Raw genomic sequence first — 15,190 nt, 5'->3', positions numbered from 1 at the left:
ACGCGGAGCGTGGGAACGATCAACAGCTGAAGAGACGGATTTTTCGCAACATCACTAAGGAAGGTCGCTGGATGAATAACAACAATACCCCCGCGCAAACGGGAGGCCGCTTTGCCCTGAAAACCCTCACGCTCGCCGTGCTCTGTGCCATCGGCACCGCCCACGCCGCACCCTACGTGGAGAGCGGTCGTACGGGCGATCCGTCGAGTTGGCGCAGTGCCGAATTTCAGGCCGATTGGGGCCTGGGCGCGATCGGTGCCGATCACGCCTACGCCGCCGGCTATACCGGCAAAGGCGTGAAACTGGGGATCTTTGATCAGCCGGTGTATGCCGCGCACCCGGAGTTCTCCGGCAGCAATAAAGTCGTCACCCTGGTCACCAGCGGGATTCGCGAATACACCGACCCGTACATCCCGGTCAAAGCCGGCGATGCGTTCCGCTATGACGGTTCGCCCTCGGTCGGTTCCGACGGCAAACTCGGCGCCCACGGCACCCACGTCGGCGGTATCGCCGCCGGCAGTCGCGACGGCGGGCCGATGCACGGCGTGGCATTCGGTGCGCAGATCATCAGCGCCGACAACGGTGACCCGGGCCCGGAGGACGGCATCGTTCGTGGCAACGACGGCGCGGTGTACAAGGCCGGTTGGGACGCACTGATCGCCAGCGGCGCGCGGATCATCAACAACAGCTGGGGCATCGGCATCACTGACCGTTTCGACCTCGGCGGCCGCGATCCGGCGTACCCGCACTTCACCGTCAATGACGCGCAAGTGCAGTTCAACGAAATCCGCACGCTGCTCGGCACCAAGCCCGGCGGCGCCTACGACGGTGCGATTGCCGCCGCGCGCAGTGGCATCGTGACGATCTTCGCCGCCGGCAATGACTACAACCTCAACAACCCGGACGCCATCGCCGGTCTCGGCTATTTCGTTCCGGACATCGCGCCGAACTGGATCACCGTCGCTGCGTTGCAGCAGAACCCGGACCTGGCCAGCGCCAATCCGTACATCATGAGTACATTCTCTTCGCGTTGCGGCTATACCGCGAGTTTCTGCGTCTCGGCACCGGGCACGAAGATCTTCAGCGCGATCATCGAAGGCACCAACGCCGACAACCTGACCACCGGCTACAAAAACTACAACGGCACCTCGATGGCCGCGCCGCATGTCGCCGGTTCCATGGCGGTGCTGATGGAGCGCTTCCCGTACATGAGCGGTGATCAGGTCGCCACGGTCTTGCGCACCACCGCCACTGACCTCGGCGCGCCGGGCATCGACGCCTTGTACGGCTGGGGCATGATCAACCTGCGCAAGGGCATCGACGGCCCGTCGATGTTCGTCACGGAGCAGGACATCCCGGCCGAATTCCGCATCGACGGCGCTTACGGCTCCGGCCAGTTTGTCGCGGATCTGCCGGGTATCGGCGCGATCATCGATCAAGGCAAACCGACCGAGCGCGTGTGCACCGACATCACCTGCGGCCTCGACACCTGGCGCAACGACATTTCCGGCCACGGCGGTCTGACCAAGCAAGGTATCGGCACACTGGTACTGACCGGCAACAACACTTACAGCGGCCCGACCCTGGTCAATCAGGGGCGCCTGGCCATCAACGGTTCGCTGCAATCGGCGGTGACGGTGAATGACGGCGGTATCCTCGGCGGCAACGGCCACATCGGCGCGCTGTCGGTGAACCGCGGCGGTACGGTGGCGCCGGGTAACTCCATCGGCACAATGAATGTGGCCGGTGACGTGACCTTTGCACCGGGTTCGACTTACGCCGTAGAGCTGTCGCCCACCAGCAGCGATCAGATCATCGCCACTGGCAAAGCGGTCATCGAAGGCGCGACGGTGAGCCTGTCGCTGGAAAACAGCCCGACGCTGCTGAGCACCAATGAAGTGCAAAGCCTGCTCGGCACGCGCTACAACATCCTGCAAGCGGCGGGCGGTATTGAAGGCCGCTTCGGTCAGGTGTTGCCGGATTACGCCTTTCTCGGCGGCACGCTGGCGTACTCGGCCGATGGCATCCAGTTGGCAGTCGGGCGTAACGACGCTTCGTTCGCCAGCGTCGGTTTGACGCCGAACCAACGTGCGGTCGGTGCGGCGGCTGAGCGTCTGGGCGCTGGTAACGCGCTGTTTGAAACCCTGTTGCTGTCGCCGAATGCGGCGTCGGCGCAGCAAGCCTTCCAGCAGTTGTCCGGCGAAATCCATCCGGCCATTGGCACGATGCTGATCAACGACAGCCGTTACCTGCGTGAAGCCGTTGGCGAACGTCTGCGCGAGCGTGATCTGTTCAACGCTGGCGCACCGACCGATGACCGCAGCAACGCCTGGGTCAAGGTCCTGGGTTCGTGGGGCAAAAGCGATGGCGGGCATGACAATGCCGACTCCAACAGCTCTATCGGCGGCTTGCTCGCCGGTGTCGATGGCTTGATCGCTGAAGATACCCGTCTCGGTTTCGTTACCGGTTATAGCGACAGCTCATTGAGCATGGGCAGCGGCACGCATTCGTCGGCGTCAGTCGACAGCTACCACTTGGGTGCGTACCTGGGCCATCAGATCGACGCGCTGCGTCTGACCGTCGGTGGCGCCTATAGCTGGCACCGTGTCGACGTCAAACGTGACCTGCAGTTCGGGGACGTCAGCGGAAAACAAAAGACCAAGCACGATGCCGCAACCACTCAAGTGTTCACCGAGGCCGCCTATGATCTGGGCCTGCAACCGATGAACCTGGAGCCGTTCGCCAATCTGTCCTATGTGCACCTGAACACCGAAAGCTTCACCGAAAAAGGTGACGCCGCCGCGCTGAAGGGCGGTGAGGACAACCGCGATGTGGTGCTGTCGACCCTCGGCGTGCGCGCCAAGCGCAGCTTCGCGCTGTCGGATCAGCATCAGCTAGAACTGGGCGCAAGCCTCGGCTGGCAGCACAACCTGAGCAACGTTGATGCCGACAGCCATCTGGCGTTTGCCAATGGCAACAGCGCGTTCACCGTGCAGAGCGTGTCGATGGATCGCGATGCGGCGGTGGTCGGTGTACGTGCGGGTCTGGCGCTCAATCGCGATGTGCGGGTGAACCTGGATTACAACGGCCTGATCGGTAACAACGAGAAAGACCACGGCGTGGGTCTGACCCTCGACTGGCAGTTCTAAGGCGTACCGGCAGTTCGTTTGAGAACTGCCGGTTTTTGAAGGAAGAGAGAGCACAACATGGGACTGTTCGATTATAAAAATGCCGATGGCAAAGCGTTGTACAGCGACGCCATCGCACTGACGCTGTATGCCTACATGCCGACCGGCAAGCCTCTGCCGGCCACCGCTTGGGCGCCGCTCACAGCGACGGCGCTGGGCTATCAGGGCAAGGTTGGGCCGCAAGGCACGTTCTTCGGCGAGAAGGACGGCTTCACCAGCGCCGAGGCCGAAGTGCTCGGTAAATATGATGCTGCCGGCAAACTGATCGGCATCGGCGTCGCTTTTCGTGGCACCGGCGGGCTGGGTTACAGCGACACCTTCGGCGACCTGAAAAACAACCTGCTGGCCGCCATCGGGCCGTCGGATTACGCGAGCAATTACGCGAAAAACGCTTTCGACAATTTGCTCAAGGCGGTCGCCACATTCGCCATTGCCAACGGCATTGCCGCCAAGGACGTGCTGCTCAGCGGTCACAGCCTCGGTGGGCTCGGGGTCAACAGCGTGGCCGAACTGAGCGCGAGCAACTGGGGCGGCTTCTTCAGGGATGCCAACTACATCACCTTCGCCTCGCCGACTCAGAGCAGCACCGGCAATAACGTGCTGAACATCGGGTTCGAAAACGACCCGGTTTTTCGCGTGCTCGATGGCACCACATTCAGTAGCGCGTCGATGGGCAAGCACGACAAGCCCCACGATTCGACCACCGACAACATCGTCAACTTCAACGACAACTACGCGTCCACCGCGCAGAACCTGGTGCCGTTCAGCATCGTCAATCCGCTGAACTGGTCGGCCCACAGCTCGCTGGGTTATGCCGATGGCTTGAATCGGGTGATCGATTCGAAGTTCTACAACCTGACGCATAAAGACTCGACGATCATCGTCTCCAATCTGGAAGAAGCTTCTCGCGGCAAGACCTGGGTCGAAGATCTCGGCCGCAGTGGCGAGCCGCACACCGGCAGCACGTTCATCATCGGCACCCAGAGCAGCGACTGGCTCAAGGGCGGCGCGGGCAACGACTTCCTTGAAGGCCTGGGCGGTGATGATCGGTTCCGTGATGACGGCGGTTACAACATCCTGCTCGGTGGCCAGGGCCACAACACCTTCGAACTGCAGAAACCATTGCAGAACTTCAGCTTCGCCAACGACGGTGACGGCACGCTGTACGTGCGCGACGCCTACGGCGGCATCAGCATGACCCGCGACATCGGCGCGCTGGTGAGCAAGGAGTCGGGTTCGTGGTGGGGCAGCAAGGAAATCACCTGGAGCGTTACGGCCAAAGGTTTGACCAATGGCAACGAACTGACCCAGTACAACCACTCGCTGAGCGGCGATGGCTACGGCAATGCGCTGCACGCCACGGCTGACGGTGACTGGCTGTTCGGCCTCGGTGGCGACGACAAACTGATCAGCGACAAGGGCCATGTGACCTTCGTCGGTGGCGCCGGCAATGACGTGATGAGCGCCGTGGGTGGCAACAACACCTTCCTCTTCAGTGGCGCGTTCGGTTTTGATGCCATCAACGGTTATCAGGGCAGCGACAAACTGGTGTTCATGGGCGTCGAAGGCGCGGGGCAGGGCTACGACTACAAGCAGCACGCGGCGCAGGCCGGCAACGACACCGTGCTGAAGATTGGCGACTATGCCGTGACCCTGGTCGGGGTGGGAGTGGCTAACCTGTCGGACTCGGCGTTCGTGTTCGCCTAAACAGTAATCCTGTAGGAAGCTGTCGAGTGAAACGAGGCTGCGATCTTTTGATCTTGCTTTTAAGAGCCAAGTCAAAAGATCGCAGCCTTCGGCAGCTCCTACAGAGGCAGCGTTAAAGAAGTGTTGTATCGAAATGCTCCGGGGCGTCCCCGTGGGGCGCCCTGGCTGTGAGCTATCTCTAACAATTCCAACAAGAGAGAGGCAATAGCAATGGGTGTGTATGACTACAAGAACTTCGGCACAGCCGATTCCAAGGCGTTGTTCAGCGATGCCATGGCGATCACGCTGTATTCCTATCACAACCTCGATAACGGCTTTGCGGCCGGTTATCAGCACAACGGTTTCGGCCTCGGCCTGCCCGCCACGCTGGTCACGGCGCTGCTCGGCGGCACCGATTCGCAAGGGGTGATCCCCGGCATTCCGTGGAACCCCGACTCGGAAAAACTCGCCCTCGACGCGGTGAAAAAGGCCGGCTGGACGCCCATCACCGCCTCGCAACTGGGCTATGACGGCAAGACCGATGCGCGCGGAACCTTCTTCGGCGAGAAGGCCGGCTACACCACCGCGCAAGTGGAAATCCTCGGCAAGTACGACGCCCAGGGCCATCTCACCGAACTCGGCATTGCCTTTCGCGGCACCAGCGGCCCGCGTGAGAACCTGATCCTCGACTCCATCGGCGACGTGATCAACGACCTGCTCGCCGCCTTCGGCCCCAAGGATTACGCGAAGAATTACGTCGGTGAAGCCTTCGGCAATCTGCTCAATGACGTGGTGGCGTTTGCCAAGGCCAACGGCCTCAGCGGCAAGGACGTTCTCGTCAGTGGTCACAGCCTCGGTGGCCTGGCGGTCAACAGCATGGCCGACCTGAGCGGGGGCAAGTGGGGTGGTTTCTTCGCCGATTCCAACTACATCGCCTACGCCTCGCCAACGCAAAGTAGCACCGACAAAGTGCTCAACGTCGGCTACGAAAACGACCCGGTGTTTCGCGCCCTCGACGGCTCGACCTTCACCGGTGCTTCGATCGGCGTGCACGATGCGCCCAAAGTCTCGGCCACCGACAACATCGTCAGCTTCAACGATCACTACGCCTCGACCGCGTGGAATCTGCTGCCGTACTCGATCCTCAACATTCCCACCTGGATCTCGCACTTGCCGACCGCGTATGGCGACGGCATGAATCGGGTGATCGACTCAAAATTCTACGACCTGACCAGCCGCGACTCGACGATCATCGTCGCCAACCTCTCGGACCCGGCGCGAGCCAACACCTGGGTACAGGATCTCAACCGCAACGCCGAAACCCATAAGGGCAGCACGTTCATCATTGGCAGTGACGCCAACGACTTGATCCAGGGCGGTAGCGGCAACGATTATCTGGAAGGCCGCGCAGGCAACGACACCTTCCGCGACAGTGGTGGCTACAACGTTATCCTCGGCGGGCAGGGCAGCAACACCCTCGATCTGCAAAGTGCGGTGAAAAACTTCGACTTCGCCAATGACGGTACCGGCAATTTGTACGTGCGCGACGCCAACGGCGGGATCAGCATCACCCGCGATATCGGCAGCATTGTCACCAAGGAACCGGGCTTTCTCTGGGGCCTGTTCAAGGACGATGTGACCCACAGCGTCACGGCCAGCGGTTTGAAGGTCGGCAACAACGTCACCGCGTACGAATCCAGCGTCAAAGGCACCAGCGGCGCCGATACGTTGAAGGCGCATGCCGGTGGCGACTGGTTGTTCGGGCTGGACGGCAACGATCACCTGATTGGCGGCGCGGGCAATGACGTGTTTGTCGGCGGCGCGGGTAATGACCTGATGGAATCGGGGGGCGGGGCGGATACGTTTCTGTTCAACGGCGCGTTCGGGCAGGACCGGGTGCTCGGTTTCACGTCCAATGACAAACTGGTGTTTCTCGGAGTGCAGGGCGTTTTGCCGGCGGAGGATTTCCGGGCTCATGCTGCGACTGTCGGGCAGGACACGGTGCTGACGTTTGGCAACGATTCGGTGACGTTGGTCGGGGTGTCGCTGAATAGCCTGAGTGCTGACGGTATTGTGATTGCCTGATGTTGATGGGGCGCCTTTAAGGCCCCCTTCGCGAGCAAGCTCGCTCCCACAGGGGATTTGTGAACGACGCAAATCCCCTGTGGGAGCGAGCTTGCTCGCGAAGAACGATAACTCGGTTTCAAAAGTGACTCGATGGCCACGACCTGACTCAAACCCCTGCGAAAACAGGAAATGCGGCCTAAAGCCAGCACGTGCACACACGTTCTATAGCTAGCCGCCATTGAGTACAGGAGATTCAAACGTGAAAGGTTTCAAGGGGTATGTCGGGTTCGTCGCACTGGCGCTGTGTTCGGCCAATGCCTGCGCCGATCTGCCTCAAAGCTCGATTCTGAGCCGTTACGGTGTCACCACCGAGCAACTGCCGAGCCCGCCGAAAACCGCGGCGGTCGAACCGGTCGAAGAGAAGAGCCGCTTTCAGATTCAGCCCGAACAACCGTTCGTGACCCTGCGTCTGGGTGACGGTAAACAGCCGCAAACCACCGGCAATCTGAGCATCGATCGCATGGCGCAGCAGGACCTGGAACGTTGCCGGCGTTTGCAGGGCGAAGTGGTCAAGCGGGGTGGCACGTACATGCCGTGCGACGGCAGCCTGCCGGGTATGCCTACCTTCGAATAAAAAAGCTGCTTTGATGATCGTTCCCACGCTCCGCGTGGGAATGCCTCAACGGACGCTCCGCGTTCGGCTCTGGATGGGACGCGGAGCGTCCCGGGCTGCATTCCCACGCAGAACGTGGGAACGATCGACGCGAGCGAAACCTAGTCTTCTTCGCGAACGGTGGCCACTTCATCGGCACGGACCTTCACCTTGGCCCCGGAAATATCCTCGAACTCATAGAAGCCGTCCTTGGTTTTGGTCTTCGGCATGTCCTTGGTCAGGTACTGGGTGCCGTTCTGCAGGGTGACCACTGTCGGCGTCGAGCAACCGGCCAGTGCCAGCGCGGCGGCGATGGCGAAAGGGATGCCCAGTGCTTTGATTTTCATACCCACCTCTAAATCCTCATTCGATGTGATGCCGAGCATTGTCGGCCCTCTAACGCGGTTGGTGCCATCCCCGGGGGAAAAGTTCGATAGCCCGGCGAAAAAATGCCATTGATCACTTTCCGTTTGCGCCGGGCGGGGCACAGCTGGTATCTGTACGCATAACCAGTACTCGCTTGCCATGGCCCAGAATTCCCGTGACTGCCAATCCCCTCGACGACCCGTTCTATTACCTTAACAACTTCCGGCAAGTGCTTGATTGGCTTGAGCTTCGTTACGCCGATGTAATGAGCGAACCGGAACACGCGTTCATCCGCGACTTCAAGGCCTTGCCGCGCGCGTCGCAGGGTTTGCTAGTGCGGATGGTCATGCGCAAGGGTGTGCATTTTCGTGCCGGCAAACTCAATTACGTTGAAATCGGTGACATCGCCGAGGCCGCGCAGCCCTTGCTGGAACGTGGCTGGATCGATGAACACGCGCCGCTGGCCCTCGCCGAGTTGTTCGACGTGTTGCTCAAGGCCGAGATCCTGCAAGCGTTTGCAGCCTTTATCGAGCAACCCAAGGGCCGCAAGGACGATTGGCTGCCGCTCCTCGCCGAGCGGTTTGCAGAGGCTCGCAGCCTGCGCGACTGGGCGCCGCTGCTCGATGATCGCTTGTTCAGCCTGACCATCATGGACCTGTGCGATCGCTTGCGGCTGATGTTCTTCGGCAACCTGTATCAGGACTGGTCGGAATTCGTCCTCGCCGACCTTGGCATCTTCACTTATGAAAAAGTCGAATTCTGCGCCGACTCGCGGGGCCTGCGCAGTCGCGATGACGTCGATGCGTGCCTGTTCCTGCACAACTGTCAATTGCGTTTCGAGGCCGGTGAACCACTGGACACCATTGTTGCGCAGGTCAGCGCCTTGCACTTCGACAACCCGTGGCTGCAACGCCGGCGTGGCAAGGTGCTGTTCCAGATCGGCCAGTATTGCGAGCGCATCGGCGAGTTTGCCCTGGCCCTGAGCATTTACCGCGACTGCGCCTATCCCGGCGCCCGTTTACGCATGATCCGCGTGCTGGAGCGCAGCGGCGAATACTCATTGGCACTGGAGCTCGCCACGCTAGCCGAACAGGCGCCGGAAAGCGCTGCCGAGCAGCAAGGCCTGCAACGGATATTGCCAAGGGTGCGGCGCAAACTCGGTGGCCCGCCGCTCAAACGCGTAGCGGCCAGACCGGTCGAGCGGCTGGATCTGCAATTGCCACGCACCGACCCAGCCTTGTCTGTGGAGTTTTACGTGCAGGCGCATCTGCACGATGACGATGGCCCCGTGCATTACGTGGAAAACAGCCTGATCAACTCGCTGTTCGGCTTGTTGTGCTGGCCGGCGATCTTCGCGCCATTGCCCGGGGCATTCTTTCACCCGTTCCAGCGCGGCCCGGTGGACCTGCTCAACGAAGATTTCCAGCAACGCCGCGCCGAGCTGTTCCAGGCGTGCCTGAGCGAACTCGACGACGGTCGCTATGCCGCGACCATTCGCCAGCGCTTTGTCGACAAATGGGGTGTCCAGTCGCCATTCGTATTCTGGGGCGCGGTGAATGAACTATTGCTTGAGCAGGCATTGGCCTGTCTGCCCGCCGAACATCTCAAGCACTGGTTCAATCGTTTGCTGCTCGACATCAAGGCCAACCGCGCCGGCATGCCTGACCTGATCCAGTTCTGGCCGCAGCACAAAACCTACCGAATGATAGAAGTGAAAGGCCCCGGCGATCGCCTGCAGGACAACCAGTTGCGCTGGCTGGAGTTCTGTCATCAACACCAGATGCCAATAGCGGTGTGTTACGTGCAATGGGCGGAGCAGAGCGCTTGAGCTACAGCATTGCCGTGCGCGCACTCTGCGAGTTCACCGCCAAGACCGGCGACCTCGACCTGCGCTTCACCCCATCGCCCACGGCGCTGGAAGGCATCGCCGGCCACCGCACTGTGGCCTCGCGGCGCAGCGAAAAGTATCAAAGCGAAGTGGCGCTCGAAGGCGAGTTTCTGCAGTTGAAGGTCAAGGGCAGGGCGGACGGCTACGACCCGGCGCAAACCTGTCTGGAGGAAGTCAAAACCTACCGTGGCGACCTGAGTAAGCAACCGGCCAATCATCGCCAGTTGCACTGGGCGCAGGCGAAGATCTACGGCTGGTTGATGTGCCGCAAACTCGAACTTGAGCAAATCAATCTGGCGCTGGTGTATTTCGATATCGTCAGCGAGAAGGAAACCTGCCTGGTCGAGGCCTTCAGCGCCGAAACCCTCAAGGCCTTTTTCGAGCAGCAATGCACGCTGTTCCTGCAATGGGCCGAACAGGAAATGGCCCATCGCGAGGCGCGCAATCTGGCCGCGCAACAACTGGCGTTTCCCCATGCCGATTTTCGTCCCGGTCAGCGGCACTTGGCGGAATCAGTGTTCAAGGCCGTCAGCACCGGCCGTTGCCTGATGGCCCAGGCACCGACCGGCATCGGCAAAACCCTCGGCACGCTGTTCCCGATGCTCAAGGCCCTGGCGCCGCAGCAACTGGACAAGGTGTTCTTCCTGACCGCGAAGACACCGGGGCGCAAACTGGCGCTGGATGCCAGTCAGGTGTTGTTCGATCGGTCACCAGCCTTGCCCTTGCGGGTGCTGGAAATGGTCGCCCGGGACAAGGCCTGCGAACATCCGGACAAAGCCTGTCACGGCGAATCCTGCCCGTTGGCCCAGGGCTTTTATGATCGTTTGCCGGCCGCGCGGGAAGCGGCCAGTCGAATCCGCCTGCTCGACCAAGCCGCCATGCGCGAGGTCGCCGCGCAACACGCGGTGTGCCCGTATTACCTGAGTCAGGAGATGGCCCGTTGGGTAGACGTGGTGATCGCCGACTACAACTATTACTTCGACTTCAGCGCCATGCTGTTCGGTCTGGCCCAGCTCAATCAATGGAAAGTCGCGGTGCTGGCGGACGAGGCGCACAACCTGGTCGAGCGGGGCCGGCAGATGTACAGCGCCAGTCTTGATCAGTTCACCCTCGGCAGCGTGCGCAAAACCGCGCCGGCACCGCTGAAAAGCTCCCTGCAACGGATCAACCGTGAATGGAACGCGCTGCATGCGCCGCAACTGGCGGCATATCAGGCTTACGACAAGGCCCCGGAAAAACTCCTGCAAGCGATCTCGTTGTGTTGCGCGGCCATTGGCGATTATCTCAATGACCATCCGCAGGGCCTCGACAGCGCCTTGCAGAACTTCTATTTCGACCTGCTGCAATTCGCCCGGGTGGCGGAGCTGTACGACGAGCATTACCTGTTCGACATCAGCAAGCGCGACCTCGACCGCAAAAAGCCGCTTTCGCAGTTATGCCTGCGCAACGTGGTGCCGGCCGCGTTCATTGGCCCGCGCCTGAAAGCGGCGCGCAGCAGCGTGCTGTTTTCCGCAACCCTCAGCCCGCGTCACTATTACGCCGATTTGCTTGGCACGCCCGCCGACACCGTGTGGATCGACGTCGAATCGCCGTTTTGCGCCGAGCAGTTGCAGGTGCAGATCGTCAGCCGCATTTCGACACGCTTCAACCATCGTCAGGCCTCGCTGGAGCCGATCGTCGAATTGATCGCGCGGCAGTTCAGCGAGCGTCCGGGTAACTATCTGGCGTTTTTCAGCAGCTTCGATTATCTGCAACAAGTGGCGTCGTTACTCGCTGAGCGTTACCCGCACATCAGCCTGTGGCAGCAATCGCGGGGCATGCTCGAAGGGGCGCGGCAGGCCTTTCTCGATCAGTTCACCGCGCACAGCCAGGGCGTCGGCTTTGCCGTGTTGGGCGGTGCGTTCGGCGAGGGTATCGATCTACCCGGTGCGCGGTTGATCGGCGCGTTCATTGCCACGTTGGGGCTGGCGCAGTTCAATCCGGTCAACGAACAACTCAAATACCGCATGGCCGCCATCTTCGGTGCCGGTTACGACTACACCTACCTGTACCCCGGCGTGCAGAAAGTGGTGCAGGCCGCCGGGCGAGTCATCAGGACCCGCGAGGATAGCGGCGTGGTGATGCTGATTGACGATCGCTTTGCCGAGAGCCGGATCAAACAGCTGCTGCCGCGCTGGTGGGCAATCAATCATGAGACGGACGCTTCCCAATTTGCCGGATTACCGCATACTTCTGCTCATGACAATGGCTGGTGAGTGTGATGAGCGAGAAAAACAAGACCGCGGCGATCGAAGAGGTGCGTTTTCGTCTGTTGATCGATGCGGTGGTCGACTATGCGATCTACATGATCGATCCCGACGGCATCATCACCAGTTGGAACTCCGGCGCCAAACGCTTCAAGGGCTACGAAGAAGCGGAAATCCTCGGCGAACATTTCTCTCGCTTCTATACAGCTGAGGATCGCGCCGCCGGTCTGCCGCAGCGTGCGCTTGACACGGCGATCCGTGAGGGACGTTTCGAAGGCGAGGGCTGGCGGGTGCGCAAGGACGGCACCAATTTCTGGTCGCATGTGGTCATCGACCCGATCATTGATCCCGACGGCAAATTGCTCGGTTTCGCCAAGATCACCCGCGACCTGACCGACCGCAAAATGACCGAAGAAACCCTCAAGCAAAGCGAGCAGCAGTTCCGCTTGCTGGTGCAGGGCGTCACCGACTACGCCATCTACATGCTCAGCCCCGAAGGCCGGGTCAGCAACTGGAACCAGGGCGCGCAGCGGATCAAAGGCTATCTGCCGGAAGAAATCATCGGTCAGCATTTTTCGCTGTTCTATACCCCTGAGGACCGCGAACTCGGCGAGCCGCAACGGGCGCTGGAAATCGCCACCCGCGAGGGCCGTTTCGAGAACAAGAGCTGGCGCATGCGCAAGGACGGCACGCGGTTTCTCGCTCATGTGGTGGTCGATGCGATTCGTGGTGACACCGGCACATTGCTTGGTTTTGCCAAGATCACCCGCGACATCACCGAAGCCCACCAGGCGCAACAGGCGCTGGAGAAAACCCGTGAAGCGCTGTTCCAGGCGCAGAAGATGCAGGCCATCGGTCAGCTCAGCGGTGGCATCGCCCATGACTTCAATAATCTGCTGACGGTGATTCTCGGTAACCTCGAGATTGTGCAAAAGCGCGTGGGCGACGATGCGAAAATCAGCCGCCTGCTGGAAAACGCCACCCAAGGCGCCTTGCGTGGCGTCTCGCTGACCCAGCGCATGCTGGCATTTGCCCGCCGTCAGGAATTGAAGACCGAGTCGGTCGATATCGCGCAATTGGTTCAGGGCATCAGCGGTTTGCTGCGCAGTTCGCTGGGGCCGGGTATCCGTGTCGACACGCGGTTTCCCGACGATCTCGAGCCGGTGCTGGCGGACACCAACCAGTTGGAGCTGGCCCTGCTCAATCTGGCGACCAACGCCCGCGACGCCATGCCCGATGGAGGTACGGTGAGCATCAGCGCTGAACCGCAAGTGGTGCTTGAACTGGGGCATTCGGACCTGCCTGCGGGGCGTTACGTCTGCCTCAGCGTAATCGACACCGGGGAGGGCATGGATGAGCACACGCTGGCGTCGGCCAGAGATCCGTTCTTCACCACCAAAGGCTTGGGCAAGGGCACCGGGCTGGGCTTGTCGATGGTCCACGGCTTCATGGAGCAACTCGGTGGCCGTTTCATCCTCAAGAGTGCCAAGGCCCAGGGCACCACGGCAGAACTGTGGATTCCGGTGGCCGGCGAGGGTACCGTCAGCAAGTCGCTGCAGCCACACGCCGAGCCGGTGGTGGTACCAAGACTCAGCGTGCTGGTGGTGGATGACGACTCACTGGTATTGACCAGCACCAGTCTGCTGCTCGAAGACCTCGGCCATCGGGTGGTCAGTGCGACGTCCGGTGCGCAAGCGCTGGCGTTGTTCGATCAGGGCGAGGTCATCGACCTGATGATCACCGACATGGCCATGCCGAAAATGAGCGGCGCGCAACTGGCCCATGCCGTGCGCGTGCTCAAACCGGATCTGCCGATCATCCTGGCCACCGGCTACGCCGAACGTCTGGAAGGCTTTGCCGCGCAACTGCCACGATTGCCCAAGCCGTTTACGCAGATGAATCTGGTGGCAATCATTGCCCAATCGATGAAACAAGGCGTCGGTCAATCCGTCTGAACTTGCGCGCCAACGGGGACTTCTAAACGTTTTCCCCACCCCGGAGCGTGCATCTTTTGTCTCGCATACTGACTGAGCCCACCGCTGAAGAAACCCTGACCGAACATGACGCCAAGATGTTTGGCTCACCCAAGGAACGGCTGGATTTCTATCGGCGGGAGATCCAGTACGAAACCAGCATCCTCGCCAACCGTACCGACGCATATCTGGCGGCGCAGTCGTTTCTGGTGATTGCCTTTGCCTCGTGCATGGCCAACCTCAACCCGGAGTGGGGCAAGTTGTTCACGCTGGTGGTGCCACCGTTTCTTGCGCTGCTCGGGCTGCTCAGCTCACTGAACGCCTGGCCGGGGATTCGCGCGGCGTACGACATCATTGATCACTGGCATTTCAAGCAGAGCCACTTGCTGCACAGCGAGCCGCTGATGGGCCTGGCGTATGACGAATCGCCGCTGTTCAGCGAGATGGAATCGAGCCACAAGGGCTATCGCAAGTCGCTGCTGTTTTCGGTGCGTACGCCGTGGATCTTTGCGACGTTCTGGGTGTTGCTGGGGAGTTATGCGGTGTTTATTCAGGTGACCAATCCGGGCGGGTGATTGGTCTTCACGCAAAAGCCCGGCTTATATCGCCGGGCTTTTTCATTCGCTCGGATTTTGTGTTGCCATTCAGATCGATCCCCCTCACCCCAGCCCTCTCCCCCAAGGGGGCGAGGGGGAAGGGAGCAGATCTTCGTTGTACTCAAAATCTGCGTTCGACTCGGTATCTCAATGTCGTGGTCAAAATCTGCGTTCGACTCGGTATCTCAGGTCGGCGTACCTCGACCATTCACCTCGGTCAGTTCCCTCTCCCTTTGGGAGAGGGCTAGGGTGAGGGGCTGTCAGGGTTCACACCGTGTGAGCGGATTTCTGTCGCGATCAAAATCTGCGTGCAACCCGGTATCTCAGGTCGGCGTACCTCAACCATTCACCTCGGTCAGTTCCCTCTCCCTTTGGGAGAGGGCTAGGGTGAGGGGCTGTCAGTGATCTGGCTTAATGATTCTGGACACCCCTAAAGGGCGTTAATCTACGCCCAACGAAGAGGTGTGATTTGACCAGAAGATATTTTTCGACAGATTTCAAACGGGATGCGGCTTGCCTGGTTTTGGA

General features: G+C 60.6%; 9 protein-coding genes. 8 read left to right on the top strand and 1 reads right to left on the bottom strand.

Going from position 1 to position 15,190, the window contains the following annotated elements:
* The first annotated feature begins 71 nt into the window (after positions 1-71).
* From AC0ZWN_RS06925 to AC0ZWN_RS06910, 4 genes are all read left to right on the top strand, one after another.
* On the top strand, positions 72-3,149 hold the full coding sequence (locus tag AC0ZWN_RS06925) for an autotransporter domain-containing protein (RefSeq protein ID WP_476334514.1): 3,078 nt from the start codon (positions 72-74) through the stop codon (positions 3,147-3,149).
* Between the two features lie 57 nt (positions 3,150-3,206).
* On the top strand, positions 3,207-4,895 hold the full coding sequence (locus tag AC0ZWN_RS06920; protein ID WP_476334512.1) for a polyurethane esterase: 1,689 nt from the start codon (positions 3,207-3,209) through the stop codon (positions 4,893-4,895).
* A 210-nt stretch (positions 4,896-5,105) separates the two neighbouring features.
* Entirely contained in the window at positions 5,106-6,959 is a 1,854-nt protein-coding gene (locus AC0ZWN_RS06915; RefSeq protein ID WP_476334511.1) for a polyurethane esterase, read from the top strand.
* A gap of 241 nt (positions 6,960-7,200) precedes the next feature.
* The gene (locus AC0ZWN_RS06910; RefSeq protein WP_476334510.1) at positions 7,201-7,575 is read left to right on the top strand and encodes a hypothetical protein; all 375 of its coding nucleotides are present in this window, start codon (positions 7,201-7,203) and stop codon (positions 7,573-7,575) included.
* Between the two features lie 140 nt (positions 7,576-7,715).
* Here AC0ZWN_RS06910 and AC0ZWN_RS06905 read toward each other — a convergent pair whose 3' ends face one another.
* Positions 7,716-7,940, bottom strand: coding sequence for a YgdI/YgdR family lipoprotein (locus tag AC0ZWN_RS06905; protein ID WP_095049074.1), 225 nt, complete (start codon positions 7,938-7,940; stop codon positions 7,716-7,718).
* Positions 7,941-8,134: 194 nt separating this feature from the next.
* Between AC0ZWN_RS06905 and AC0ZWN_RS06900 the strand changes: the two genes are divergently transcribed.
* From AC0ZWN_RS06900 to AC0ZWN_RS06885, 4 genes are read left to right on the top strand one after another with little or no spacing between them, the layout of a single operon-like run.
* Positions 8,135-9,787: a VRR-NUC domain-containing protein gene (locus tag AC0ZWN_RS06900; RefSeq protein ID WP_476334508.1), complete on the top strand. Its 1,653-nt coding sequence runs from the start codon at positions 8,135-8,137 to the stop codon at positions 9,785-9,787.
* Positions 9,784-12,102, top strand: a complete 2,319-nt coding sequence (locus AC0ZWN_RS06895; protein ID WP_476334507.1) for an ATP-dependent DNA helicase — start codon at positions 9,784-9,786, stop codon at positions 12,100-12,102. Before AC0ZWN_RS06900 ends, AC0ZWN_RS06895 begins: the two co-directional genes overlap by 4 nt.
* Before the next feature lie 5 nt (positions 12,103-12,107).
* Entirely contained in the window at positions 12,108-14,048 is a 1,941-nt protein-coding gene (locus tag AC0ZWN_RS06890; protein ID WP_476334505.1) for a hybrid sensor histidine kinase/response regulator, read from the top strand.
* A gap of 56 nt (positions 14,049-14,104) precedes the next feature.
* The gene (locus AC0ZWN_RS06885; protein ID WP_016983364.1) at positions 14,105-14,641 is read left to right on the top strand and encodes a hypothetical protein; all 537 of its coding nucleotides are present in this window, start codon (positions 14,105-14,107) and stop codon (positions 14,639-14,641) included.
* The last annotated feature ends 549 nt before the right edge of the window (positions 14,642-15,190 follow it).

The organism is Pseudomonas sp. 3B-A001-10F (genome assembly GCF_056313565.1).
The sequence above is the reverse complement of the archived record's forward strand: the minus strand, read 5'-3'. Positions and strand labels throughout refer to the sequence as shown.

Coding starts and splice junctions, on each gene's coding strand:
- AC0ZWN_RS06925 (WP_476334514.1), top strand. CDS start 72: ATGAATAACAACAATACCCCCGCGCAAACGGGAGGCCGCTTTGCCCTG.
- AC0ZWN_RS06920 (WP_476334512.1), top strand. CDS start 3,207: ATGGGACTGTTCGATTATAAAAATGCCGATGGCAAAGCGTTGTACAGC.
- AC0ZWN_RS06915 (WP_476334511.1), top strand. CDS start 5,106: ATGGGTGTGTATGACTACAAGAACTTCGGCACAGCCGATTCCAAGGCG.
- AC0ZWN_RS06905 (WP_095049074.1), bottom strand. CDS start 7,940: ATGAAAATCAAAGCACTGGGCATCCCTTTCGCCATCGCCGCCGCGCTG.
- AC0ZWN_RS06890 (WP_476334505.1), top strand. CDS start 12,108: ATGAGCGAGAAAAACAAGACCGCGGCGATCGAAGAGGTGCGTTTTCGT.